Source organism: Escherichia sp. 20412-1, from assembly GCF_003027595.1.
Classification (GTDB): Bacteria; Pseudomonadota; Gammaproteobacteria; order Enterobacterales; family Enterobacteriaceae; genus Escherichia; species Escherichia marmotae.
The window spans coordinates 1-25,463 of record NZ_PYQM01000028.1 but is presented as its reverse complement, the minus strand read 5'-3'; the positions used below and the strand labels follow the sequence as shown (position 1 = coordinate 25,463).

Sequence of the window (25,463 nt, the reverse complement as noted above, 5' to 3'; positions counted from 1 at the left end):
AAATTAAACAATTTCAAGCGTACCCAGGCGATATTTCCGCTGGTAGATAAACGAGGTGAGTACAATCGGAATGATGATGGCGATAGCCATTGCCAGCGCAAACACCTGCCAGTAGCTCGGCTGAATAGAGAGAATGCCCGGCAGACCGCCAACACCGATGCCGTTCGCCATGACGCCGTTCAGGCCGCATAACAATCCCGCCACACCAGAACCAATCATCGCGCACAGCATCGGGAAGCGATATTTCAGGTTGATGCCGTACATTGCCGGCTCTGTGACCCCAAGCCAGGCGGAGATCGCGGCAGGCACGGAGATCTCGCGTTCATTGTGCTTGCGGCTGGAAATGATAATACCTATCACGGCGGAGCCCTGAGCGATATTCGACAGTGCAATCAGCGGCCACACTGGCGTGCCACCCATGCTTTGAATCATCTGCAAATCAATAGCAAGCGTGGTCTGGTGTACGCCGGTGATCACCAACGGGGCGTACAGGAAGCCAAACAATGCCGCACCAATCGGCGCAAAGCTGCCGGTCATCAGGTGGCGTACCGCAAAGGCAACGCCATCGCCAATCATGCGGCCAAAGGGACCAATAAGTGCATGGGCAAGGAACACCGCGAGGATCAACGAACAGACCGGCACAACCACCAGATAGAGGTAATCTGGCACGATGCGCTTAAGGCGGGTTTCAATAACGCCAAGCGCCAGCCCGGCCAGCAGTGCCGGGATCACCTGTGCCTGATAGCCCACTTTAGCGATGCTGAACATGCCAAAGTCCCATACTTCTGGCACCTGCTGCCCGAGCAGATAGGCGTTCATCAATTGTGGAGAAACCAGCGTCACGCCAAGTACGATACCGAGAATCGGTGTGCCACCCATCTTTTTCACCGCTGACCAGCAGATTCCGACTGGCAGGTAGAAGAAGATCGCTTCACCGATCAACCACAAAAAATCGTAGATCGTTTTTAGAGAAGGGTACATTTGCGCCAGCGTCTGCCCGTTGCTCATGGGTAGATCGCCAATCACATTGCGAAAACCGAGGATCAAACCACCACTAATTAGCGCCGGTAGCAACGGGAAGAAGATCTCTGCGAAATGGGAGATCAACTGTTCATGCCATTTCATATTTTGCCGTGCAGCTTTTTTCACCTGCTCTTTATCGACCTGCGCCTGACCAGTCCTCGCCAACAGCGCTTTATAGTAATCGCCAACGTTGGTGCCAATGACCACCTGAAATTGCCCGGCATTGGTGAAGCAGCCTTTCACCATTGGTAATTGTTCAATTTCTTTCGGTCTGGCATTGGTCGGTTGGTTGAGGACAAAGCGCAGGCGTGTAATACAGTGGCTCACCGTCGCGATATTGTCGCGCCCGCCGACCAGTTCAATCAACTGGTCGATATCCGTTTGGTTCACTTTGCTCATCGTAAAGCCCCGTGGCAGATGACATATTTGGTTGATGGCAGAATATCGTGGGAAGAGAATATTAAAAATGGGAACGTTCCCGAAACGCAGCGAAGATCACAAATTATCGTTCAGTCAACGATCAGGAAAGGGTGGCGGGGATGACGATTTGTTGGGGTTCGCTGCGTCCGGTTACCTGCTCGATCAACTGGCAGGCCGCCTGGCGTCCGGCTTCAGCGTAGCCGGGATCAACGGTGACGATCTCCGGATGGAGGAACTTCATCAACGGCGTATTACCAACACTCGCCAACTGTAGAGTGTCAATGCGTTTCTCTTGCAGGTATTTACTTGCGCCAAGTGCCAGCGTGTCGGTTGCGCACAGCAACGCGGTGGTTTCAGGCGTAATCACTTTTTCCACGTTATCGTAGCCTTGCTTCATGGCAAGGCCCGGCAGAGCGGCGACGGGATGCAGTTTATGCGCTTTGCAAAATGCCAGATAGGCCTCATGGCGTCGCTTACCGGTAGTGACGTCACTGTGTGGCACGCCGAGATAGCTGATATTGCGGTGCCCCTGGTCATACAGTCGCTGCATCAGGATTTTGATCGCCCCTTCGTCGTCATAACAGACTGAAGCAAAGCCTTTTGCGTCACGTGCCATCAGCACCAGTGATGACTGCCAGTGGGCTAACATCTCTTCCGTTATGCCGGTAAAACCGAACAGCACCACGCCGTCAATATTACGACGTTTCAGAACGCCCAGATGCTCTGCGACCAATTGTGGTGAAAACTGGCTTTCCATCATGATTGGGTCGTAGCCCTGTTCATAGAATGCAGGCAGCATGGTCTGAACGGCGAGATTTTCTGATAACGAATCCAGACGGGTAACGATAATGGCGACGACTTTATCGCTTTGCCCACGCATGGCGCGTGCGGAGCGGGAAGGGGAAAATCCATGCTGATTCATCACTGCTTCCACGCGCTCACGTGTGCGCTGACTCACGCCGCTTTCGTTATTCAGCACCCGGGAAACCGTGGATTTCCCCACGCCGCTTAAGCGCGCGATGTCTTTGATGGTCAGCCGATTTTGCATCCTGTTGCCCCGTAACTTGCGGTTTAATTATTTGAGCCTAACTTTACCTGTGCATACCGCAATGGGCAAAGTCTGGTTTATCGTTGGTTTAGTTGTCTGCAGGTATTATATCGGCATAAATGCTACCAATATTATTGGATTCCTGGCGCTATTTTTCACTTACCGGAGGTTATATGGAACCTGATCCCACGCCTCTCCCTCGACGGAGATTAAAACTTTTCCGGTAAGCCTGTCTTTTCACGGCGTTACCGGATGCGTAAGGCCGTGACGTTTTAACGTCCCAGCTCATTTTTATTACCTTCAGGTAAGGCTTTGCAACGCCTGAAGATATTTTCTGCACCATGCTTACAGGGTGCGGAGGGACTTCCTATGTTTAAAGAAATTTTTACCCGGCTCATTCGCCATTTACCTTCTCGTCTGGTTCATCGCGATCCGTTGCCTGGCGCGCAACAGACAGCGAATATTCCGATCCCCCCTTCCTTAAGTGCGCATTGCCTGAAAATGGCGGTAATGCCAGAAGAGGAATTATGGAAAACCTTCGACACCCATCCGGAAGGGTTAAATCAGGCGGAAGTGGAATTAGCCCGCGAACAACATGGTGAAAATAAATTACCTGCGCAACAACCGTCTCCGTGGTGGGTACATTTGTGGGTCTGTTATCGCAACCCCTTTAATATATTGCTCACCATTCTCGGCGGTATTTCTTATGCCACGGAGGATTTATTTGCTGCAGGTGTGATCGCGTTAATGGTGGCTATTTCCACGCTGCTGAACTTTATTCAGGAAGCGCGTTCCACTAAAGCGGCAGATGCCCTGAAAGCGATGGTCAGCAATACCGCGACGGTGCTGCGTGTAATTAACGACAAAGGGGAAAATGGCTGGCTGGAGATCCCAATCGACCAGTTAGTGCCTGGCGATATTATTAAACTGGCGGCGGGGGATATGATCCCGGCCGATTTACGTATTTTGCAGGCGCGCGATCTGTTCATCGCTCAGGCGTCGTTAACCGGTGAGTCTCTGCCCGTTGAAAAAGCCGCAACTACCCGCCAGTCAGAGCACTGTAATCCGCTGGAGTGCGACACTTTGTGTTTTATGGGCACCACCGTGGTGAGCGGCACGGCACAAGCAATGGTGATTGCTACAGGCGCTAATACCTGGTTTGGTCAACTGGCGGGGCGTGTCAGCGAGCAGGAAAACGAGCCGAACGCCTTTCAACAAGGGATCAGCCGCGTCAGCATATTGCTGATTCGCTTTATGCTGGTGATGACGCCGGTGGTGCTGCTCATCAACGGTTACACCAAAGGTGACTGGTGGGAAGCAGCGCTGTTCGCGCTTTCGGTTGCGGTAGGCTTAACGCCGGAAATGTTGCCGATGATTGTCACTTCGACGCTGGCACGTGGCGCAGTCAAGCTGTCGAAACAGAAAGTGATCGTCAAACATCTGGATGCCATTCAGAACTTTGGCGCTATGGATATTCTGTGCACTGATAAAACAGGCACCCTGACGCAAGATAAAATTGTGCTGGAGAATCATACCGATATCTCCGGTAAAACCAGCGAGCGGGTGCTACATAGTGCGTGGTTGAACAGCCATTACCAGACCGGGCTTAAAAACCTGCTCGATACGGCGGTGCTGGAAGGCATCGATGGAGAGTCTGCCCGTCTGTTGGCCTGTCGTTGGCAGAAAGTGGATGAAATTCCGTTCGATTTCGAGCGCCGCCGGATGTCGGTAGTAGTGGCAGAAAATGCCGAACACCATCAACTGGTCTGCAAAGGCGCATTGCAGGAGATCCTCAATGTGTGTTCGCAGGTGCGTCACAATGGCGAGATTGTCCCGCTTGATGACACCATGTTACGCAAGATTAAACGGGTTACTGATACGCTGAACCGTCAGGGGCTGCGCGTGGTTGCGGTGGCGACGAAATACCTGCCAGCGCGTGAAGGAGATTACCAGCGGATTGATGAATCCGATCTGATCCTCGAAGGATATATCGCTTTTCTTGATCCGCCAAAAGAGACAACGGCTCCGGCTCTGCGGGCGTTAAAAGCCAGTGGAATTACCGTGAAGATCCTTACTGGCGACAGTGAGTTAGTGGCGGCGAAAGTGTGCCATGAAGTGGGGCTGGACGCGGGAGAAGTGGTTACTGGTAGTGATATTGAAACGCTAACTGATGACGAATTGGCAAATCTCGCGCAACGTACCACGCTGTTCGCGCGCCTGACGCCGATGCATAAAGAACGCATTGTGACCTTACTGAGGCGTGAAGGGCATGTGGTTGGCTTTATGGGCGATGGAATAAATGATGCGCCCGCCTTACGCGCTGCGGATATTGGAATTTCCGTGGACGGCGCGGTAGATATTGCTCGTGAAGCGGCTGATATCATCCTGCTGGAAAAAAGCCTGATGGTGCTGGAAGAGGGGGTTATTGAGGGACGTCGCACTTTCGCCAACATGCTGAAATACATCAAAATGACGGCGAGTTCTAACTTCGGTAATGTGTTCAGCGTGCTGGTGGCGAGTGCTTTCTTGCCTTTCCTGCCGATGTTGCCGTTACACTTGCTTATTCAGAACCTGCTGTACGATGTGTCACAGGTGGCGATCCCGTTTGATAACGTCGACGACGAGCAAATTCAAAAGCCGCAGCGCTGGAATCCGGCGGATCTGGGGCGCTTTATGATCTTCTTCGGACCGATCAGTTCGATCTTCGATATTCTGACGTTTTGCCTGATGTGGTGGGTATTCCATGCCAACACGCCGGAAACGCAAACGCTGTTCCAGTCGGGCTGGTTTGTGGTGGGGTTACTGTCGCAAACGCTGATTGTACATATGATCCGTACCCGCCGTGTTCCGTTTATTCAGAGCCGCGCATCGTGGCCGTTAATGATCATGACCGTGATCGTGATGGTTGTGGGGATCGCATTGCCGTTCTCGCCGCTGGCCAGTTATCTGCAACTGCAGGCGTTGCCGTTAAGCTATTTCCCGTGGCTAATTGCGATTCTGGCAGGGTATATGACATTAACGCAACTGGTGAAAGGGTTCTATAGCCGTCGTTACGGCTGGCAGTAAGTCAGTGATGAGACTGACCTGAAATATTCTTTCAGGTCAGTCACCTACGAAAAAATCTGCACAAAAAAATAGATTACTGCAAAAATAAAAAAACAAATAAACGTCCAGCTCAAATTATAAAGGGCGCTATAGCTTTTATTTACCGAACGAGAGAGATAGATGTCTTCTTTTTTAATGTGTCTGGAGGAGATGTTGCGATACAGGCGGATATAATAAACACAATAAAGTAATAAAGGCGGTATTACCCATCCACCTGTAGGCTTGCCAAATATAAGCGTGAGTATAATGGAGACAGCAAAGAAAAGCAGAAAGACGATTTGCGCTTTGGATTCTATTTTTTTTAATTCACTTCTTACGCCTTCTGCGTGCTGTTCTTGCCAGCGCCGCAACGTACTAACACTAAATTGATAGTGTTCACATAAATCCTTATTAGGTGCACCCTTTTTTGACTGCTGTAAAATTTCAGCAATTTGTTCATCAGTGAAACGGGCTTTAGCCATCTTCAACCCTCCGTGGTTGAATCAGATAATCCAGGCGCGAAACCTGGATTATCTTTTTGAAAGAGATTAGCGACGAACAGCGATCGCTTCGATCTCAATCTTCACGTCTTTCGGCAGACGGGCAACTTCAACGCAAGAACGTGCCGGGAAGGTGGCATTGTGCTCGGTGAAGAACGCTTCGTAAGTGGCATTTACGGTTGCGAAGTCGTTCAGATCTTTTACAAAAACGGTGGTTTTAACGATATCGCCCACTTTCAGGCCAGCCGCTTCCACGATCGCTTTTACGTTATCCAGAGACTGACGCGCCTGTGCGGCTACGTCTGCCGGAACTTCGCCCGTTTTCGGGTTTACCGGGATCTGACCGGAGGTGATGATCATACTGCCCAGATCAACGCCCTGAACATACGGACCGATAGCTGCGGGTGCATTTTCCGTCGCGATAGTTTTGCTCATGATTTCTCCTTTATTACAGCGGTAAAAAGTCTGGCTCATTATAGGGAGCCAGACTTTTATTACCAACCGCAATTAATTGGCCAGCACCACATTATGGGAAAACTCTTTTTCGCAGTATTTGCATTTGAGCGCGATATCATTGGCGCGTTTTCTCACTGCAAAGCTGGAAGAAACCGGTTCGGCATGGCTGATACAGTTGCTGTTCGGGCAGACCAGCACATTGTCGATGCGCTCCGGCAGGCTGGGGCGCGATTTGCCAACCACTTCATAGTTGTCGATACGGTTTACCGTGGCTTGCGGTGCATACAATGCCAGTTGGTCTACCTGATCTTCACTCAAAAAGGTATTTTCGATTTTGATCAGATCCTTGCGCCCCATCTCGCCAGAAGGCAGGTTCAGACCAATGGTGATGCGCTGATCCGTTTCGGTCAGCTTGAACAGACTCAACAGCTTAAAACCGATCTGGGCGGGGATATGGTCAATTACCGTGCCGCGTTTAATAGCTTCAACCTGCAATTTATTATCGTGTGTCATCTCTATTTCCCCTTACAGTACCAGATCGCGATTCAGAACCAGTGCCAGTAACGCCTGGCGAGCGAAAATTCCGTTACCTGCCTGCTGGAAGTACCAGGCGTGCGGCGTTTTATCAACATCTGTCGCAATCTCATCAACGCGCGGCAGCGGATGCAGTACTTTCATATTGGCTTTGGCGTTGTGGAGATCGCTGGCGCGCAGGACAAACTGCGCTTTCACGTTGGCGTATTCAGACGGATCCAGGCGCTCTTTTTGCACGCGGGTCATATACAGAATATCCACTTCCGCCATCACTTCTTCGATGGCGCTATGCAGACTCCAGGCGATACCTTTTTCATCGAGCATATCCAGAATGTATTGCGGCATTGCCAACGCATCCGGGGCGATGAAGTAAAAACGGTTGCCGTCGAATTTTGCCAGCGCCTGGGTCAGAGAGTGCACGGTACGGCCATATTTCAGGTCACCGACCATTGCGACGTGGAGATTGTCCAGACGCCCCTGAGTTTCCTTAATCGTGAACAGATCCAGCAAGGTTTGCGTCGGATGTTGGTTGGAACCATCACCGGCATTCAGTACCGGTACATTGCCGGAAAACTCGGTGGCCAGGCGCGCCGCACCTTCCTGCGGGTGGCGCATCACAATCGCATCGACATAGGTACTAATAACTGAAATGGTATCGGCCAGCGTTTCCCCTTTTTTACCCAATGACGTGTTGGCGCTGTCGGAGAATCCCACCACGCTGGCACCCAGGCGGTGCATCGAGGTTTCGAAAGAGAGGCGGGTGCGGGTTGATGCTTCGAAGAAGCAACTGGCAATCACTTTATGTTTCAACAACTCTGGTTGCGGGTTTGCTTTCAGTTTCGCCGCTGTCGCCAGCACCAGATTAAGGTCATCGCGACTAAGGTCGTTTATGGAAATGATATGTTTTTGATATAGCGGATTAGCCATCTTTTATCTCCTGACGCCTGGGCAAAAAAAAGCCCCTCGATTGAGGGGCTGGGAATAGGTGATCAACGGGAAGAAAAACGGCAGGCCAGCGTCTTTTTTCAGACGCGGTAAGACAAAATGTCGAACACACTGAACCATACATCCTCCCGGCAAATTGTCCGGCATTATACTCAGCCAGAAAGTGGGATCAAGCGATTAATGCAAAAAATTCCCCAGGTAAACGATTGTTGTGAATTTATATGCTTTAAATTTGAATTTATAACATAAGGTGGGATGGCGCGGGAACGGGCAGGAAAATATGCGCTGGCGCAATCAGGCGGCAAAAAATACTGGTATGGCTATAAGGAATTACGTATAACAAGAGAAATGAAACAATGTTTTAATTGAGGAAAGGAAAGAAATGATCATCGGAAATATTCATAATCTCCAGCAATGGTTGCCGGAAGAGTTACGCCAGGCGATTGAGCATATTAAAGCGCACGTTACGGCAGAAACGCCAAAGGGTAAGCACGATATCGAAGGCAACCGTCTGTTTTATCTTATCTCTGAAGATATGACCGAGCCGTATGAAGCGCGTCGCGCAGAGTATCATGCTCGCTATCTCGACATTCAAATTGTGTTAAAAGGGCAGGAGGGCATGACCTTTAGCACGCAACCTGCGGGTACACCGGATACTGACTGGTTAGCAGATAAAGACATCGCCTTTTTGCCGGAAGGCGTTGAAGAGAAGACCGTCATCCTCAATGAAGGGGACTTTGTCGTGTTCTATCCGGGTGAAGTGCACAAGCCACTGTGCGCAGTGGGCGAGCCAGCCAGGGTTCGCAAAGCGGTTGTGAAGATGCAGATGGTATAAGCGGATTATACCGGTGGCGACGTTACGCCGCCTCCGGTACTGGTGTTATTTGGCAAGCGTCGCGACCATCACTGCTTTGATGGTATGCATACGGTTTTCCGCCTGATCAAAAACAATGCTGGCGGCAGATTCGAAGACCTCATCCGTCACTTCCATCCCACCATGCAGGCCAAATTCTTCTGCCATTTTCTTGCCAAGCGTGGTTTGATCGTCATGAAATGCGGGCAGACAGTGCAGGAATTTGACTTCGGGATTACCCGTCAACTGCATCATTTTGCTGTTTACCTGATAATCACGCAGCAGTGCAATACGTTCTGCCCATTTCTCTTTCGCTTCCCCCATCGACACCCACACATCGGTATAGATAAAGTCTGCGCCTTTAACGCCTGCCGCGATATCTTCTGTCAGTGTAATATTCCCGCCGTTCTGTTGTGCCAGCGCGCGACATTCCGCAACCAGCGAGGCTTCTGGCCAGCACGCCTGCGGTGCCACCAGGCGTAAATCCAGGCCAGTCAGCGCAGCAGCTTCCAGCATCGAATTGCCCATGTTGTTGCGGGCATCTCCGGCGTAGACCAGCGTCATTTCATTGAACGCTTTACCCGGTAAATATTCTTGCATGGTCAGCAGATCTGCCAGCAACTGCGTTGGATGGAATTCATTGGTCAGCCCGTTCCAGACCGGCACGCCAGCGTATTCTGCCAGCGTTTCGACGATCTCCTGACCATAGCCGCGATACTGAATACCGTCATATATGCGTCCAAGCACGCGGGCAGTATCTTTAATCGACTCTTTATGACCAATCTGGCTGCCGCTGGGGCCGAGATAAGTGACGCGAGCGCCCTGGTCATATGCGGCAACTTCGAAAGAGCATCGGGTACGTGTCGAGTCTTTTTCGAAGATGAGCGCGATGTTTTTACCCGTGAGTCTGGCTTCTTCAGTACCGTTTTTCTTATCGGCTTTCAGCTTCGCGGCTAACTGAAGCAGGCTGTTGATTTCAGCGGGTGTGAAATCGAGTAATTTCAGGAAATGCTTATGATAAAACCCGGACATAGATCCCTCCTGTGGCTAATGCCTAATGAATTAAAATTCAATTTATATGGGTGAATATTTATTTGCAAGCCTGAGGCATAAATCTTTATCACAAAGGTGGAGGCAATGTCAGTGGTGTGTGACAATAAGAGTATCGGCAGGACATTAAGAGGAATAAGCCATGGCAAACCCGGAACAACTGGAAGAACAGCGTGAAGAAACGCGTTTGATTATTGAAGAATTACTGGAAGATGGTAGCGATCCAGACGCGCTGTACACCATCGAGCATCACCTTTCCGCAGACGATCTGGAAACCCTGGAAAAAGCGGCGGTTGAAGCATTTAAACTCGGCTATGAAGTGACTGATCCAGAAGAGCTGGAAGTTGAAGAGGGTGATATCGTGATTTGCTGTGACATCATCAGCGAATGCGCGTTGAATGCCGATCTGATCGATGCTCAGGTTGAGCAATTGATGAACCTGGCAGAGAAATTCGACGTTGAATACGACGGTTGGGGGACTTACTTTGAAGATCCTAACGGTGAAGAAGGCGACGATGAAGATTTTGTCGACGAAGATGATGACGGTGTTCGCCATTAATTAATTGATTAAAATGCCCGATAGCACACACTAGCGGGCATTTTTTTACAGTTCGCGCAGCATCCGCACTTCACAATCGACATGGCCCGTGCAGCCAAGCGCATAGTCGATATGTTGAAAACCTAAATGTTCATACAAACCAATCGCTTCTTTCAAAAAAGCGGTTGTTTCCAGATAGCAGCGTTTGAAGCCCATTTCTCGCGCCTGCTCCATCGCCATTAAGGCCAGTTTTTTTGCCAGCCCTTTGCCGCGAATAGCAGGAAGAAAATACATTTTTTGTAATTCGCAAATGTCTGACTCACTTCCGGTTAATGGTGCAATTCCGCCGCCGCCGACCACTTCGCCGTGGTATTCAACCACCCAATACGCATGGCCAGGCTGACTGTACATTTGATACAGCTCGTCGAGATTGGGATCGGCAACGGTATAGCCTTTATCAGCGGTCAGACCGTACTCTGCGGACACCTGGCGGATGACACTGGCAATAGCAGGATTATCGGTGGCGGTAAGTTTGCGCAAACGGAGCGCGGGAGAAGCGACAACATTCATAGCATAGCTCAATTTCAAATGTATGATTTATAGCTCACTTTAATACCACCCTCGCTTATGCGGTGCAAGAAGAAGATAAATCAGAAAATATTAAGCATATATCTCTTTGAGAAGGCGTATTCTAGGCGTACCAGTATTATTGTACTGGATTTATTATCTGTATGAATGGAATTTATTTTAGGGATATAGTTCATGAATGGTGTAAACGTCGGGAAAGATAATCCTCGTCACGCATTTGTTTTTACAGGCAAGGGTGGTGAGTATTTTCTTATTTGTCTTGTGAATTTTTTACTGACAATTATTACGCTGGGAATATATGGGCCGTGGGCATTAGTGAAATGCCGTCGTTATATTTATCAACATGTGACACTCAAGGGGCAACCATTTAGTTATAAGGGAACAGGTGGTGCCATTTTTGTTAGCATGTTACTTATTATGATCGTTTATTTTTTCAGTATTTTTTGTTTTTCAGGCCAACACTTTGTGCTTGGTTTTTTCCTGTTTGCCCTCTTGATCTGCGGTATTCCTTGCATGGCAGTGAAGAGTCTGCAATATCAGGCGAACATGACCTCACTGAATGGTATTCGCTTTGGCTTTAACTGCTCCATGCTCCGTGCATGGTGGGTGATGTTAGGTCTGCCTGTTCTGTTGGCGTTAGCTTTTTGGTTAGCGCTATACCTTATTGCGCAAGTTATGACATCAATAGGAGGATTAGTCTTTAATTTAGTGGTGTTAAGTTTACTTTCAGCCGTCGGATTGGGTGTTGTCCACGGTATTACCTATAGCAAATGGATGCCGTTGCTGGGTAATAACGCGACCTTTGGCACTCATCAGTTCTCTATTAAGGTAAACGTAAAAGAATGCATTAAAGGATGTATGCTCGCAATATTAACCATGGTTCCTTTCATCATTGTCATTGGTATTATGATTGCGCCAGTATTTCAGCAATTAATGATGATGACTATGTTAGGGCGGGCTGGTGCGGGTAGTGATCTTATATTGCAATATTACCCGCAGATTATGGCTTCCTATTTCCTGTATTTTGTGGCGATTCTTGTTTTTGCCAGTTATCTCTATGCCACGTTACGCGGTCTGTTTCTGAATAATCTGACACTGGCAAATGGAACAATTCATTTCCATTCGTCTGTTACCACCTTCGGTATGCTTCTGCGCATGTTTGCGATATTAATGGGGGCTTCAATCACCTGTGGACTGGCTTATCCCTGGCTGAAAATGTGGATGGTTGGCTGGATTGCCAATAATACCCATGTTCAGGGTGACCTTGATTCGCTGGAATTAACCAATGATGACAAACCGCAGGATAGCGGGCCGTTAATGTGGATATCTCGCGGTATTATGCCGTATGTTCCGTTTATCTAAATAAAAAGGCCGGAGCATGCTCCGGCCTTCGTTTTCACGGTGGGTATTACAGCGCGGCGATAACCGCCTGCTGTTCAATCAGTTTCGCTTTCGCTTCCGCATAACCTTCCAGCTTCTCACGCTCTTTCGCGATAACCGCTTCCGGTGCGCGGGATACAAAGCCTTCGTTCGCCAGCTTGTTCTCGATGCGGCTGATTTCGCCTTCGATCTTCGCCACTTCTTTTGCCAGACGCGCCAGCTCATCTTCTTTATTGATGAGGCCAGCCATCGGGATCAGCAGCTCAGCACCGTCGACGATCTTAGTAACGGAAACCGGACCTTTGTCATCGGCAGGCAGCACAGTGATGCTTTCCAGACGCGCCAGTGTTTGCAGGAAGCCACGGTTTTCATTTACGCGACGCTCTGCATCCGCACTGCAACCACGCAGCAGAAGCTCCAGCGGTTTGCCCGGTGCGATGTTCATTTCCGCGCGGATGTTACGCACCGCAATGATCGCCTGTTTCAGCCACTCGGTGTCAGCCAGCGCCGCCTCATCAACCTGAGACGCATCGTACTGCGGGAACGGTTGCAGCATGATGGTGTCGGCAGTGATGCCGCACAGTACTTTCACTCGCTGCCAGATGGTTTCGGTGATGAACGGAATGATCGGATGCGCGAGGCGCAGCAGACCTTCCAGCACGGTCACCAGCGTATGGCGAGTACCACGCAGTTCGGCTTCAGTTCCACCGTTCATTACCGGCTTGGTCAGCTCCAGATACCAGTCGCAGAACTGGTTCCAGGTGAACTCATACAAAATGCCTGCGGCGATATCGAAGCGGAAGCTATCCAGCGCTTCGCGGTACGCTTTGATGGTCTGGTTGAACTCCGCCAGGATCCAGCGGTCTGCCAGTGACAGGGTCATTTCGCCGCCGTTAAAGCCGCAATCCTGACCTTCAGTGTTCATCAGCACAAAGCGGCTGGCGTTCCACAGTTTGTTACAGAAGTTACGGTAACCTTCCAGACGCTTCATATCCCAGTTGATGTCACGACCGGTAGAAGCCAGCGCCGCCAGGGTGAAGCGCAGGGCGTCAGTACCGTGCGGCTCAATACCGTTCGGGAACTGCTTCTCGGTGCGCTTACGGATTTTATCCGCCAGTTGTGGCTGCATCATATTGCCGGTACGTTTTTCCAGCAGTTCTGGCAGCGAAATACCGTCGACCATATCCAGCGGGTCAATCACGTTACCCTTGGATTTGGACATCTTCTGGCCTTCGTCATCACGAATCAGACCGGTCATGTAAACGGTGTGGAACGGCACCTGCGGCTTGCCATTTTCATCTTTGATGAAATGCATGGTCATCATGATCATGCGGGCAATCCAGAAGAAGATGATGTCGAAGCCAGATACCATCACACTGGTCGGGTGGAACTGACGCAGGGCGTCGGTGTTTTCCGGCCAGCCAAGAGTAGAGAAGGTCCACAGCGCAGAGGAGAACCAGGTATCGAGAACGTCTTCGTCCTGACGCAGAGCGACGTCGGCGGCAAGGTTATTTTCCTTGCGCACTTCATCTTCGTTGCGGCCAACATAAACGTTACCCGCGTCGTCGTACCATGCCGGAATGCGGTGACCCCACCACAGTTGACGAGAGATACACCAGTCCTGAATATCACGCATCCAGGAGAAGTACATGTTTTCGTACTGCTTCGGTACGAACTGAATGTCGCCGTTCTCAACCGCTTCAACTGCCGGTTTCGCCAGTACATCGGCACGTACATACCACTGGTCGGTCAGCATCGGTTCGATAACTACGCCGCCACGGTCGCCGTAAGGAACAGTCAGGTCGTGCGGTTTAATCTCTTCCAGCAGGCCGAGGGCATCAACGGCAGCAACGATCGCTTTGCGTGCAGCAAAACGCTCCAGTTTCTGGAATTCTGCCGGGATCTCGCTGGAATAAACGTCAGATTCGTTACCTTTGGTATCGAACACCTGGGCGCTTTCACGGATATCACCGTCAAAGGTCAGGATGTTGATCATCGGCAGAGCGTGGCGTTTACCTACTTCATAGTCGTTAAAGTCGTGCGCCGGAGTGATCTTCACGCAGCCAGTGCCTTTTTCCATGTCGGCGTGTTCGTCGCCAACGATAGGAATACGACGGTTCACCAGCGGAAGAATGACATATTTGCCAATCAGATCTTTGTAACGCGGATCTTCCGGGTTAACAGCGACGCCGGTATCGCCCAGCAGAGTTTCCGGGCGGGTGGTCGCGACGACCAGATAATCTTTACCGTCTGCGGTTTTCGCGCCGTCAGCCAGCGGATAGCGGATGTGCCACATCGAACCTTTCGATTCGCGGTTTTCCACTTCCAGGTCAGAGATAGCGGTGCGCAGTTTCGGGTCCCAGTTGACCAGGCGTTTGCCACGGTAAATCAGGTCTTCTTTATACAGACGAACGAAAACTTCTTTCACCGCATTGGAAAGCCCTTCATCCATAGTGAAGCGCTCACGCTCCCAGTCGACGGAGTTGCCGAGACGACGCATCTGACGAGTAATGGTGCCGCCGGATTCCGCTTTCCATTCCCAGATTTTATCGATGAAGGCTTCGCGGCCATAGTCGTGACGGGTTTTACCTTCTTCTGCGGCAATCTTGCGCTCAACGACCATCTGGGTAGCGATCCCGGCGTGGTCAGTACCGACCTGCCACAGGGTATTTTTACCCTGCATGCGCTGATAGCGGATCATGGTATCCATGATGGTTTGCTGGAAGGCGTGACCCATATGCAAACTGCCGGTGACGTTCGGCGGCGGGATCATGATGCAGAAACTTTCCTGGCTTTCATCGCCATTAGGCTTAAAGTAGCCCTGCTTTTCCCAGTGCTCGTAAAGCGGCTGTTCGATATCTTGTGGGTTGTATGTCTTTTCCATTATTTCCAGGTTGCCGTATTCAGGTTGAAACCAGCCACGCGGTAGGCTTTATAGCGTTCGCGCGCCAGTTGTTTCAGAGAATCTTCATAAGGGACGAAGTCTACCACTTCTGTGAAAGCGGTGGCAAAATCTGCAAAGCTTGTTCGCAGACTAATCAATATATCGCGCGGGCTGCTGCTACGTTTTTGCGGCCAGGCGATCTCCACTGGCGCACCGCCGCGCGGTCCTTCTCCCGCTAAATTGTGCGGAACAAAACTTTCTGCCGGACGCGCCCACAGGGCTTCGTCCAGCCGGTAAGCCTGTTTTTCATCTTCACAGGCGATGAGCACGCGCTTACCGCTGCGCCAACGTTCTGCGGCAATTTCACACACCAGTTGCTCAACGGCGCTTAAGCCATCAACGGTGGTGTCATTGTCCAGAAGGTAGAACGTTGCGTTTTTCATATATGGGGCTTCTTGTGGTGGATTTAAATATGCATCAGGTAATACACCGCATTGCCTGATGCGCCGCTGTCGCGTCTTATCAGGCCTACAAGTTCGGTGCTGTGTGTAGGTCGGATAAGGCGTTCACGCCGCATCCGACAATAACAACATTGCCTGATGCGCCGCTGTCGCGTCTTATCAGGCCTACGAGTTCAGTGCTGCGTGTAGGCCGGATAAGGCGTTCACGCCGCATCCGACAATAACAACATTGCCTGATGCGCCGCTGTCGCGTCTTATCAGGCCTACGAGTTCAGTGCTGTGTGTAGGTCGGATAAGGCGTTCACGCCGCATCCGGCAAGAACAATAATTCTTGATGCAATCACTCTTCGCCGTTAAACCCGGCGCGGTTCAACAGGAACTGTGCCAGCAACGCCACCGGACGGCCGGTTGCGCCTTTTGCTTTACCAGAACGCCACGCAGTACCCGCGATATCCAGGTGTGCCCAGTTGTACTTACGCGTAAAGCGCGACAGGAAACAGCCTGCGGTAATCGCCCCGCCAGGACGCCCGCCAATGTTCGCCATATCGGCAAAATTGGACTCCAACTGTTCCTGGTACTCGTCACCCAGCGGTAAACGCCATGCGCGGTCGCCAGACTGTTCAGACGCGGCAATCAGCTCATGAGCCAGCGGGTTGTGGTTCGCCATCAGGCCAGTGATATGATGGCCCAGCGCGATCACACAAGCACCCGTCAACGTCGCCACGTCAATCACCGCCTCTGGCTCAAAACGCTCAACATAAGTTAACACATCGCACAGCACCAGACGGCCTTCAGCGTCGGTATTCAGCACTTCAACGGTTTGACCGGACATGGTGGTTAACACATCGCCCGGACGATAGGCACGACCGCCAGGCATGTTTTCGCAGCCTGCCAGCACGCCGATAACATTAATCGGCAGTTGCAGCTCCGCGACCATACGCATCACGCCGTAAACTGCCGCCGCGCCGCACATATCGTACTTCATCTCATCCATGCCTTCGGAAGGCTTGATCGAGATACCGCCGGAGTCGAAGGTTAAGCCTTTACCGACCAGCACGATTGGGCTCGCATCTTCCGACGCGTTGCCTTTGTACTCAATCACCGACATCAGCGATTCGTTCTGCGAACCCTGACCAACCGCCAGATAGGAGTGCATCCCCAGCTTTTTCATCTGCTGTTCACCGATAACGCGGGTGATGACATTTTTGCTGTAGCTGTCAGCCAACTGGCGTGCCTGGGAGGCGAGGTAGGCGGCGTTACAGATATTTGGCGGCATATTGCCGAGATCTTTCGCCGCTTTGATCCCTGCGGCAATCGCCAGACCGTGCTGGATCGCACGCTCACCACTGGTAAGTTCACGGCGAGTCGGTACGTTGAACACCATTTTACGCAGCGGACGACGCGGCTCGGTCTTATTCGTTTTTAGTTGATCAAAACTGTATAGCGTCTCTTTTGCCGTCTCGACAGCCTGACGCACTTTCCAGTAGTTATTGCGGCCTTTGACGTGCAGTTCAGTCAGGAAGCAGACCGCTTCCATTGAGCCAGTATCATTCAGTGTATTAATGGTTTTCTGAATAACCTGCTTATACTGGCGCTCATCCAGCTCACGTTCTTTGCCACAACCAATAAGGAGGATGCGCTCGGAGAGCACATTTGGCACATGGTGCAGCAACAGGGTCTGCCCCGGTTTTCCTTCCAGTTCGCCCCGGCGTAGCAGGGCGCTGATGTACCCATCACTGATCTTATCGAGCTGTTCTGCAATCGGAGAAAGGCGACGTGGTTCGAAGACGCCCACGACGATGCAGGCACTCCGCTGTTTCTCCGGGCTACCGCTTTTTACACTAAACTCCATGCACTACGCTCCTGAATCTTAAAGACAACGGCGGTGGCTACAGATAGAATTGCAAGCTTTCGTAACTCATGTCCGCTGTTGCGATGACTTCGTGTTAATCTTAACGTTATTACGGCATTGGCACGTCAGAACAAAATCTGAGGGGCGAATCCGTTGAGTATAATTATCTTAGCGACGATTTCGACGACTCAAGAGAATAAATGACGTTTAAGCCATGAAACAAGCTAAAATCCTGCAAAAGACGAGTTTTTACGGGCGTATTTAAAGTGATAATCATAAGATATCTGGTTCGGGAGACGCTCAAAAGCCAGTTGGCGATACTCTTCATCTTGCTTTTGATCTTCTTCTGTCAAAAGTTAGTGAGGATCCTCGGCGCGGCGGTTGACGGCGACATTCCGGCGAACCTGGTGCTCTCCCTTCTTGGGTTGGGCGTGCCGGAAATGGCGCAGCTTATCCTGCCATTAAGCCTGTTCCTCGGGCTGCTGATGACGTTGGGTAAACTGTATACCGAAAGTGAAATTACGGTAATGCATGCCTGTGGCCTGAGCAAAGCGGTTCTGGTCAAAGCGGCGATGGTTCTCGCGGTATTCACGGCGATTGTCGCGGCGGTTAACGTTATGTGGGCAGGACCGTGGTCATCGCGCCATCAGGATGAAGTGTTAGCGGAAGCGAAAGCTAACCCCGGCATGGCGGCGCTGGCGCAAGGTCAGTTCCAGCAAGCGACGAATGGCAGCTCGGTGCTGTTCATCGAAAGTGTTGACGGTAGCGATTTCAAAGATGTGTTCCTCGCGCAAATTCGACCAAAAGGTAATGCGCGTCCTTCCGTGGTGGTGGCCGATTCCGGACATTTAACTCAGTTGCGAGATGGCTCTCAGGTCGTGACCCTCAATCAGGGAACGCGCTTCGAAGGCACTGCACTGCTGCGTGATTTCCGCATTACGGACTTCCAGGATTATCAGGCGATCATCGGTCATCAGGCGGTAGCGCTGGACCCGAACGATACTGATCAGATGGACATGCGCACATTGTGGAACACTGACACCGATCGTGCCCGCGCGGAACTGAACTGGCGTATCACTCTGGTATTCACCGTGTTTATGATGGCGCTCATGGTTGTGCCTCTGAGCGTGGTTAACCCGCGTCAGGGACGTGTCCTGTCGATGCTACCGGCCATGTTGCTGTATCTGCTTTTCTTCCTGATCCAGACCTCGCTGAAATCGAACGGCGGTAAAGGTAAGTTGGACCCGACGCTGTGGATGTGGACCGTAAACCTGATTTATCTGGCTTTGGCGATTGTTCTCAACCTTTGGGATACGGTGCCGGTCCGCCGTCTGCGCGCCAGTTTTACGCGTAAAGGAGCGGTATAATGCAACCCTTTGGTGTACTTGACCGCTATATCGGTAAAACTATTTTCACCACCATCATGATGACGCTGTTCATGCTGGTGTCGCTTTCCGGCATTATCAAGTTTGTCGATCAGTTGAAAAAAGCCGGGCAGGGGAGCTACGACGCGTTAGGCGCGGGGATGTATACCCTGCTGAGCGTGCCGAAAGATGTGCAAATCTTCTTCCCGATGGCGGCCTTGCTGGGCGCGTTGCTCGGACTGGGGATGCTGGCACAACGCAGCGAACTGGTGGTGATGCAGGCTTCTGGTTTTACCCGTATGCAGGTGGCGCTGTCAGTGATGAAAACCGCCATTCCACTGGTCTTGTTGACCATGGCGATTGGCGAGTGGGTCGCGCCGCAGGGCGAACAGATGGCGCGTAACTACCGTGCGCAGGCGATGTACGGCGGCTCGTTGCTCTCTACCCAGCAAGGTTTATGGGCGAAAGATGGCGACAACTTTGTCTATATTGAACGAGTAAAAGGCGATGAAGAGTTAGGTGGCATCAGTATTTATGCCTTCAACGAGAATCGTCGTCTGCAATCCGTTCGCTATGCTGCTTCCGCGAAGTTTGACCCGGAACATAAAGTCTGGCGTCTCTCGCAGGTTGATGAATCTGACCTGACCAATCCCAAACAGATAACCGGTTCGCAGACCGTGAGCGGCACCTGGAAAACCAACCTCACGCCGGACAAACTGGGCGTTGTAGCGCTGGATCCGGATGCTCTCTCCATTAGTGGTTTACACAACTACGTGAAGTATCTGAAGTCGAGTGGCCAGGACGCCGGACGTTATCAGCTCAATATGTGGAGCAAAATCTTCCAGCCGCTTTCTGTCGCGGTGATGATGTTGATGGCGCTGTCGTTCATCTTCGGTCCACTGCGCAGCGTGCCGATGGGGGTACGCGTGGTCACCGGTATTAGCTTCGGCTTTGTGTTCTACGTGCTGGATCAGATCTTCGGCCCACTGACGCTGGTTTACGGTATCCCGCCGATCATCGGCGCACTGTTGCCAAGCGCCAGCTTCTTCTTAATCAGCCTGTGGCTGTTAATGAGAAAATCGTAACTTGATGAACGAATAAAGGGAGCATAAGCTCCCTTTATTATTGTCAGCAAAGTGTGTTTCGTTCATGCCTGAAAAATCAATATATTGCAGTGGCGTAGGCCTGATAAGACGCGCCAGCGTCGCATCAGGCGAAGATAAATCGCACCTGACTTACCTTCTTCTTCCCCCCAGCAAACTCCCCAGCACCCCGCGTATAATCTGGTTCGTCACCTGACGGGCGGCGCTTTTCGCCATAGTCTGTACCACGCCATCTTTCTTCCCGCCGCGCGGTCCGGTAGTGCCAAACAAAATATCCTTCAACCCACCCAGAATACCGTCATCTTCACTTATCTCTTTCCCTTTGGCAGGAGGGTTATTTTGCTGTTCGGTACTGGCCTGCACACCTTTTTGCAGCATCTCATAGGCGGATTCCCGGTCTACGTCATCTTCATACTTGCCATACACCGGAGAGTGATTAATCAGGCCGTTACGCTCATCTTCCGTTACCGGCCCCATCCGTGAACAAGGCGCGATTACCATCGCACGCTCTACCACAGAAGGACTTCCTTTCGCATCCAGAAAAGAGATCAACGCTTCGCCGGTTCCTAGTTCCTGAATCGCCTTTTCCGTATCAAATGCCGGATTGGGACGCATGGTTTGCGCCGCCGTCTTCACCGCTTTCTGGTCTTTCGGCGTGAAGGCGCGCAGAGCGTGCTGAACGCGATTTCCCAACTGCCCAAGCACGTTGTCAGGGATATCAGACGGGTTTTGCGAAACAAACCAGACGCCCACACCTTTCGAGCGGATAAGTCTTATTACCTGTTCAATCTTATCCAGCAACACCTGCGGTGCATCGTTGAACAGCAGATGCGCTTCGTCGAAGAAAAATACCAGTTTCGGTTTATCCAAATCGCCTGCTTCTGGCAGTTGCTCATACAACTCAGAAAGCATCCACAGCAGGCTGGCGGCGTACAGTTTTGGCATCTGGTAGAGCTTTTCGGCGCTAAGAATATTGATAACACCTTTACCGTTAGCATCGGTACGCATCCAGTCTTTGATATCCAGCATCGGCTCACCAAAGAAATGCGTCGCCCCTTGCTGTTCCAGCGTCAGTAATCCGCGCTGGATGGCGCCAACCGATGCGCTACTGATATTACCGTACTGATTCTGGAATGATTTGGCGTTATCACCGATATATTGGGTAATCGCCCGGAGATCTTTAAAGTCGAGTAACAATAGTCCCTGATCGTCGGCAATACGGAAGATGATATTCAGCACGCCGGATTGCACGTCGTTGAGATTTAACAGCCGTGCAAGCAACAGCGGTCCCAGATCCGAGACCGTTGCCCGTACTGGATGACCTTTCTCACCAAAAATATCCCACACAACGACTGGATTCGCATGTGGCTGCCAGTCGTTGACGCCGATATTTTTCAACCGAGCGAGCAGTTTTTCCGAGGTAGTACCTTCTGCCGCAACCCCGGTCAAATCACCTTTTACATCGGCCATAAATACCGGAACGCCGATTTCTGACAGAGATTCCGCCAGTTTTTGCAGCGTGACAGTTTTACCTGTCCCTGTTGCGCCAGTAATCAGTCCGTGACGGTTAGCCATAGCGGGTAGTAAAAACAGTTCTGTGTCCGGCGTGCGGGCAATTAAACGCGGTTCGCTCATGAGATTTCCTCCAGTTCCCTGCCTGGAGTATAGACACGGTTGAGCGCTTTTCACCACTAAATTCAGCCGATTGCGAGATATCTTAAAGGCCGGTAGAAGTGACCCGGCAGAGCGATCAGAGGTCGACACGCTGACTGATTTGCAAACCTTTATCTTACGCGGCGCTACCCAGCGCAACCACGCGACCAATCACTTCATGACAGGCAACCAGTGGGTACTGTGAGAATCCCCACTTGTTGTCGAGCATCGACAGGCCAGAATGGCAAATCCCGCAGTAATCCACCTGTACTTCGCCGTCTTGTGGCTTCAGTTCACCGGGATCGTACTCATAGAGCTCCAGTTCCCCGCCAGCCTCTTTTGCAGCATAGCTTTTTATCATCGACATGCTTTTGCCCTTCTCTGATATTTCCCGGGAAGTGTAGAGCATGGTCGGGCGGGAGGCCTGGAGTGTGACAAAGGTTACACATTACTGAGAATGGTGCTGAAATTTTCAGCACTTAGCAAGGTGGGTGCAAGCTGACGCTTGCATGGCGGCGCGTGACAGGTATAATCCACAACGTTTTCCGCATACCTCTTCAGTGCCGAAGTGGCGAAATCGGTAGACGCAGTTGATTCAAAATCAACCGTAGAAATACGTGCCGGTTCGAGTCCGGCCTTCGGCACCATACCGTATGCAAATCGAGTCGCTCAAGGGCGGCTTTTTTTGTATATAAAATCTAGTATCCGTAAGGCTTTCCTCGCTTTTTCACGTAACCTAAGTCAGCCAACTTTAATCTACATTAACTTATTGATGGCGAGTGCCTCTGCTGGTATTTCCCGGTTAGATAATATTTGTTCTCACACGAACCCTCTGAAAGGATATTCATTGTGGCTCTGAGTGATGTGAAAGTTCGTTCGGCAAGGTCTGAGTAAAAGCTTATAAACTACCGGATAGTGAACTATTAATAAAAGCGATACGGGGCTATCTGGAATACCCCGGCAACATGCCGCTGCCTGAACAGATTACAAATGTCGCTGTATTCGAAGATGTGTATCGTTTCCTGTTGAATGGTTCCGGTGGCTGGAGCTGCGCCGTACTGATGTGGCAGCAGTCCGTGTCTTCCTTTAGAATTATCGATATCGCCATTGTGATGCAATAGGTAAACCGCAGCGCCTCATTTCTGCCGTGTGCCGGATCATTGCTATCGAACCAGGCACCAACGTGCTGTAGTACATCGTTCTGCTAATGATGCGGAGAGGGGATATGTATCGTAAGAATTATTTTGTAATAAATCTAATGAATCCAACATAGGGTAAGAATAAAAGGGTAGGCCACGAAACCTACCCTGTATGGTTATCTTTTATTTATCTTATCTAAAAGATGTACCACAGATTTGCCAACAGCAAATGACAGATTAACAGGAACAGCATTTCCTATTTGCTTATATTTCGCTGACATTGGGCCTTCAAATACCCAGTCATCGGGGAAGGTCTGTATTCTTGCATACTCACGCACAGTTAATGGTCTTGTTTCTTCTGGGTGGCAACGCTCTGTTTGTTTCTGTGCTGGGGCGCATGTTAATGTTAGGCTTGGTTCATCCCATGACAAGCGACGAGCCATACCAGTTTTGCCCCCTCCTAAGTAAAAACTCTTGAGCATGTATTCTTTTTGAATATCTTCTGGAAGATCTCTCCAATAGCCACCGGGAGGAACCATACTTAGGATCTCTGCTTTTCTTTTGGGATATTTTTGTCCCTCAGATTCTGGCACGTCGCTATCGTACAAGTCTCCCTTTTTTAATGCATCTTTAAGGGTTAATATTTTATTGTAAGAAGAAGGCCACTCATAATCGATGCCATCAGCAAGATCATTTCTTACAGCTACAATGATCAAACGCTCTCGTTTTTGCGGCACTTTGTAGAAAATAGCCTTAAGTACTCTTGGCTCAAATAAAGTGTAGCCCAAGTCTGTGATAATATTTTTTATTGTTTCTAAAGTTCGCCCATCATCATGATTTAGCAACCCTCGAACATTCTCTGCTAAAAGAACTTTCGGATTGACTTCTTTAGCTGCCCGGGCGAATTCAAAGAAAAGGGTGCCCCGTGTGTCTTCAAAACCAAGTTTTTTGCCTGCATAAGAGAATGCCTGGCAAGGAAAGCCACCAGCCAGCACATCAACGGTATTCCTATAAGGAGTGAAGTCTACTTGGCTCACATCGCCTTCAACCACATTCCATTCAGGCCTATTTTTTCGTAACGTCTTACAAGCATGGGAGTCAATTTCATTTAGTAAAACAGATTTTAAACCTGCTTTTTCCAAACCTAAAGCCATCCCCCCTGCGCCAGCAAATAACTCTAATACAGTATAAACATTATTGCTAATTTTAGTCTCATCAGACCACTGGCTTTTAAATAAAAACTGAGCTTGTTCAAAATTTTTAAGTTGCTCTTTTTTATAAAATCGATAGTTGTTTTCGTCATTTCTTTGAGAAACTAATTTTCCAGCAGTATCCCAACGCCTTAAAGTTTCTTTTGAAACACCCAAAATGTCTGCAACTTCTGAAAGTGAAAATTCTTCCTTTAACATATTTAGTAACCATGCCAACATTAGTCATGGTTACTACTGTATGAGTTTACATGTACTTTGTCAAACGTTGATCATGGTTATCAGCCGTAAGCGAGCCCAAAATACTTAATAAAACTATCTTTATCAGGGATGGAAAAGCCTTGCTGCCCAAGACGCTCGCTCAAAATATACTCAATTGCGTGAGGAAGAGCACTATGGAGTTCTTGTAGAGCATCTGGTCTGCCTGTGACAAGTTCATAGAAGCTCGCACCATCAATGATTCGAATTTTAGGGTTCGAAGGACACAGAGTACCGCTACCTTTATTGGAAGGGGTAAAAGGGATGTCATATCTGATAGGTTTACGAGGGATTATATTAACAAAGTACGCGCAGTAATCCTTAAATCGGCTATGTTTCGGTGATACTAACTCATCTAAACCTTTATACTTATCTGCTAAATCCCCGCCAGTAACCGTTGAGTATTTATTTTTCACCTCAGCGATGATTCTTCTCTCTTCATTGAGAAGATCAACGATGCCACCAATCCCCATATCCCGCCATCCTTCAACATGGCCGAGGATTTTTTGGTGAAAAGTACCAACATGATTTTGAATGGTTTTCTGTCGTTGTCGTGCGAGTTCGGAGTTTCGCCACTCTTCATGGGATGAGAACCCTGGAGCTTCAAAAAGTGCGCCAAAAGGGTCAATCACATTGCTGGTAAAAGTCTTCTCAGCGGCGTCTTTTTTCTTTTTAGCTTTCGTTAATAAGGTTTCAACTTCGTTAAAAAGATCTTCATCACTGATATATTCAAGTAATGACATAGTTGTATCTCCATCATTCTTTATAATTCAATAAATTTTTCGCGTAATAACCTTTGGGAACTATTGTGGTTACGGCTAATTACACGACAGCTCTCAAAAACGACACTGGAGCAAGTTTTCTAATCATAACGATTACAGACATAGATTAAAACGATCAATGAGCACTTAAAGAGAGGGGGGGTTGTGGTGTGATCTGAATGGCTTGTGCTGAGGATTCGAGCAATATGTTACGGGGATAGGGGATTGTAGTGGCTGAAGTGGTCAACAAAAACTGGCCACCGAGTTAGAGTTTTTCCAGTATCGATTTTCCGATTCGTTTGGGGGTAATCCACCGTTATATTCGTGCGGTCTTAGTGCGCTGTAATATCCAACGATATAG

General features: G+C 50.0%; 23 protein-coding genes, 1 tRNA gene and 2 pseudogenes. 10 read left to right on the top strand and 16 right to left on the bottom strand.

Annotation, left to right across the window (positions count from 1 at the left end; translation table 11 throughout):
- Window positions 1-3 precede the first annotated feature (3 nt).
- Both treB and treR read right to left on the bottom strand, forming a co-directional pair.
- Complete coding sequence (gene treB, locus C7B16_RS17170) at window positions 4-1,422, bottom strand: PTS trehalose transporter subunit IIBC (RefSeq protein WP_000049038.1); 1,419 nt, start codon at window positions 1,420-1,422, stop codon at window positions 4-6.
- 121 nt (window positions 1,423-1,543) lie between these two features.
- Entirely contained in the window at window positions 1,544-2,491 is a 948-nt protein-coding gene (gene treR, locus C7B16_RS17165; RefSeq protein ID WP_001181341.1) for a trehalose operon repressor TreR, read from the bottom strand.
- Between the two features lie 173 nt (window positions 2,492-2,664).
- Between treR and mgtL the strand changes: the two genes are divergently transcribed.
- A complete protein-coding gene (gene mgtL, locus C7B16_RS17155; RefSeq protein ID WP_001387276.1) occupies window positions 2,665-2,718 on the top strand; it encodes a mgtA regulatory leader peptide MgtL in 54 nt (17 codons plus the stop codon).
- A 142-nt stretch (window positions 2,719-2,860) separates the two neighbouring features.
- Window positions 2,861-5,557, top strand: coding sequence for a magnesium-translocating P-type ATPase (mgtA, locus tag C7B16_RS17150; RefSeq protein WP_107179940.1), 2,697 nt, complete (start codon window positions 2,861-2,863; stop codon window positions 5,555-5,557).
- A gap of 44 nt (window positions 5,558-5,601) precedes the next feature.
- Here the strand turns inward: mgtA and C7B16_RS17145 are convergent, their stop codons facing one another.
- From C7B16_RS17145 to pyrL, 5 genes are all read right to left on the bottom strand, one after another.
- The gene (locus tag C7B16_RS17145; RefSeq protein ID WP_001029764.1) at window positions 5,602-6,057 is read right to left on the bottom strand and encodes a transposase; all 456 of its coding nucleotides are present in this window, start codon (window positions 6,055-6,057) and stop codon (window positions 5,602-5,604) included.
- 66 nt (window positions 6,058-6,123) lie between these two features.
- Complete coding sequence (locus tag C7B16_RS17140; RefSeq protein WP_000047542.1) at window positions 6,124-6,510, bottom strand: enamine/imine deaminase; 387 nt, start codon at window positions 6,508-6,510, stop codon at window positions 6,124-6,126.
- Between the two features lie 72 nt (window positions 6,511-6,582).
- Window positions 6,583-7,044, bottom strand: a complete 462-nt coding sequence (gene pyrI, locus C7B16_RS17135; RefSeq protein ID WP_000148581.1) for an aspartate carbamoyltransferase regulatory subunit — start codon at window positions 7,042-7,044, stop codon at window positions 6,583-6,585.
- Between the two features lie 12 nt (window positions 7,045-7,056).
- Window positions 7,057-7,992, bottom strand: a complete 936-nt coding sequence (pyrB, locus tag C7B16_RS17130) for an aspartate carbamoyltransferase (protein ID WP_000013036.1) — start codon at window positions 7,990-7,992, stop codon at window positions 7,057-7,059.
- A gap of 3 nt (window positions 7,993-7,995) precedes the next feature.
- A complete protein-coding gene (pyrL, locus tag C7B16_RS17125; protein ID WP_032141493.1) occupies window positions 7,996-8,130 on the bottom strand; it encodes a pyr operon leader peptide in 135 nt (44 codons plus the stop codon).
- Window positions 8,131-8,392: 262 nt separating this feature from the next.
- Here pyrL and tabA point away from each other — a divergent pair, with 262 nt between their 5' ends.
- A complete protein-coding gene (gene tabA / locus C7B16_RS17120; RefSeq protein WP_000583473.1) occupies window positions 8,393-8,845 on the top strand; it encodes a toxin-antitoxin biofilm protein TabA in 453 nt (150 codons plus the stop codon).
- Between the two features lie 45 nt (window positions 8,846-8,890).
- On the opposite strand, the gene argF is transcribed toward tabA, so the two are convergent.
- The gene (gene argF / locus C7B16_RS17115) at window positions 8,891-9,895 is read right to left on the bottom strand and encodes an ornithine carbamoyltransferase (protein WP_107179939.1); all 1,005 of its coding nucleotides are present in this window, start codon (window positions 9,893-9,895) and stop codon (window positions 8,891-8,893) included.
- Window positions 9,896-10,055: 160 nt separating this feature from the next.
- Here argF and rraB point away from each other — a divergent pair, with 160 nt between their 5' ends.
- Window positions 10,056-10,472: a ribonuclease E inhibitor RraB gene (rraB, locus tag C7B16_RS17110; protein WP_000002962.1), complete on the top strand. Its 417-nt coding sequence runs from the start codon at window positions 10,056-10,058 to the stop codon at window positions 10,470-10,472.
- Window positions 10,473-10,517: 45 nt separating this feature from the next.
- On the opposite strand, the gene C7B16_RS17105 is transcribed toward rraB, so the two are convergent.
- Window positions 10,518-11,021 carry a GNAT family N-acetyltransferase gene (locus tag C7B16_RS17105; RefSeq protein ID WP_001468314.1) on the bottom strand — a complete coding sequence of 168 codons (504 nt, stop codon included), beginning with the start codon at window positions 11,019-11,021 and terminating at the stop codon, window positions 10,518-10,520.
- A gap of 192 nt (window positions 11,022-11,213) precedes the next feature.
- On the opposite strand from C7B16_RS17105, the gene C7B16_RS17100 reads away from it, so the two are divergent.
- Complete coding sequence (locus C7B16_RS17100; protein WP_001014712.1) at window positions 11,214-12,401, top strand: YjgN family protein; 1,188 nt, start codon at window positions 11,214-11,216, stop codon at window positions 12,399-12,401.
- 46 nt (window positions 12,402-12,447) lie between these two features.
- Here the strand turns inward: C7B16_RS17100 and valS are convergent, their stop codons facing one another.
- The 3 genes from valS to pepA all read right to left on the bottom strand — a co-directional run bounded on the left by valS (window position 12,448) and on the right by pepA (window position 17,616).
- On the bottom strand, window positions 12,448-15,303 hold the full coding sequence (gene valS / locus C7B16_RS17095) for a valine--tRNA ligase (protein ID WP_001517658.1): 2,856 nt from the start codon (window positions 15,301-15,303) through the stop codon (window positions 12,448-12,450).
- On the bottom strand, window positions 15,303-15,746 hold the full coding sequence (gene holC, locus C7B16_RS17090; RefSeq protein ID WP_000786399.1) for a DNA polymerase III subunit chi: 444 nt from the start codon (window positions 15,744-15,746) through the stop codon (window positions 15,303-15,305). The genes valS and holC overlap by 1 nt, the downstream gene beginning before the upstream one ends.
- Before the next feature lie 358 nt (window positions 15,747-16,104).
- The gene (gene pepA / locus C7B16_RS17085) at window positions 16,105-17,616 is read right to left on the bottom strand and encodes a leucyl aminopeptidase (RefSeq protein WP_107179938.1); all 1,512 of its coding nucleotides are present in this window, start codon (window positions 17,614-17,616) and stop codon (window positions 16,105-16,107) included.
- A gap of 153 nt (window positions 17,617-17,769) precedes the next feature.
- Here pepA and ytgA point away from each other — a divergent pair, with 153 nt between their 5' ends.
- The 3 genes from ytgA to lptG all read left to right on the top strand — a co-directional run bounded on the left by ytgA (window position 17,770) and on the right by lptG (window position 20,065).
- On the top strand, window positions 17,770-17,820 hold the full coding sequence (ytgA, locus tag C7B16_RS25045; protein WP_211180521.1) for a protein YtgA: 51 nt from the start codon (window positions 17,770-17,772) through the stop codon (window positions 17,818-17,820).
- Between the two features lie 62 nt (window positions 17,821-17,882).
- The gene (gene lptF, locus C7B16_RS17080; RefSeq protein ID WP_000584138.1) at window positions 17,883-18,983 is read left to right on the top strand and encodes an LPS export ABC transporter permease LptF; all 1,101 of its coding nucleotides are present in this window, start codon (window positions 17,883-17,885) and stop codon (window positions 18,981-18,983) included.
- Complete coding sequence (gene lptG / locus C7B16_RS17075; RefSeq protein WP_001182249.1) at window positions 18,983-20,065, top strand: LPS export ABC transporter permease LptG; 1,083 nt, start codon at window positions 18,983-18,985, stop codon at window positions 20,063-20,065. Before lptF ends, lptG begins: the two co-directional genes overlap by 1 nt.
- Before the next feature lie 150 nt (window positions 20,066-20,215).
- Here lptG and C7B16_RS17070 read toward each other — a convergent pair whose 3' ends face one another.
- Both C7B16_RS17070 and C7B16_RS17065 read right to left on the bottom strand, forming a co-directional pair.
- Window positions 20,216-21,718, bottom strand: coding sequence for a helicase HerA-like C-terminal domain-containing protein (locus C7B16_RS17070; RefSeq protein WP_001294846.1), 1,503 nt, complete (start codon window positions 21,716-21,718; stop codon window positions 20,216-20,218).
- Between the two features lie 157 nt (window positions 21,719-21,875).
- A pseudogene (locus C7B16_RS17065) lies at window positions 21,876-22,103 on the bottom strand (alcohol dehydrogenase catalytic domain-containing protein); the annotation flags it as partial.
- A 195-nt stretch (window positions 22,104-22,298) separates the two neighbouring features.
- Here C7B16_RS17065 and C7B16_RS17060 point away from each other — a divergent pair.
- Window positions 22,299-22,383 (top strand) — tRNA-Leu (locus tag C7B16_RS17060).
- 288 nt (window positions 22,384-22,671) lie between these two features.
- Window positions 22,672-22,963: pseudogene (locus tag C7B16_RS17055) on the top strand (hypothetical protein); the annotation flags it as partial.
- Between the two features lie 88 nt (window positions 22,964-23,051).
- Here C7B16_RS17055 and dcm read toward each other — a convergent pair.
- Window positions 23,052-24,284, bottom strand: a complete 1,233-nt coding sequence (dcm, locus tag C7B16_RS17050; RefSeq protein WP_024193624.1) for a DNA (cytosine-5-)-methyltransferase — start codon at window positions 24,282-24,284, stop codon at window positions 23,052-23,054.
- A gap of 80 nt (window positions 24,285-24,364) precedes the next feature.
- Window positions 24,365-25,084 carry an Eco47II family restriction endonuclease gene (locus C7B16_RS17045; protein ID WP_016249526.1) on the bottom strand — a complete coding sequence of 240 codons (720 nt, stop codon included), beginning with the start codon at window positions 25,082-25,084 and terminating at the stop codon, window positions 24,365-24,367.
- Window positions 25,085-25,463: the final 379 nt, after the last annotated feature.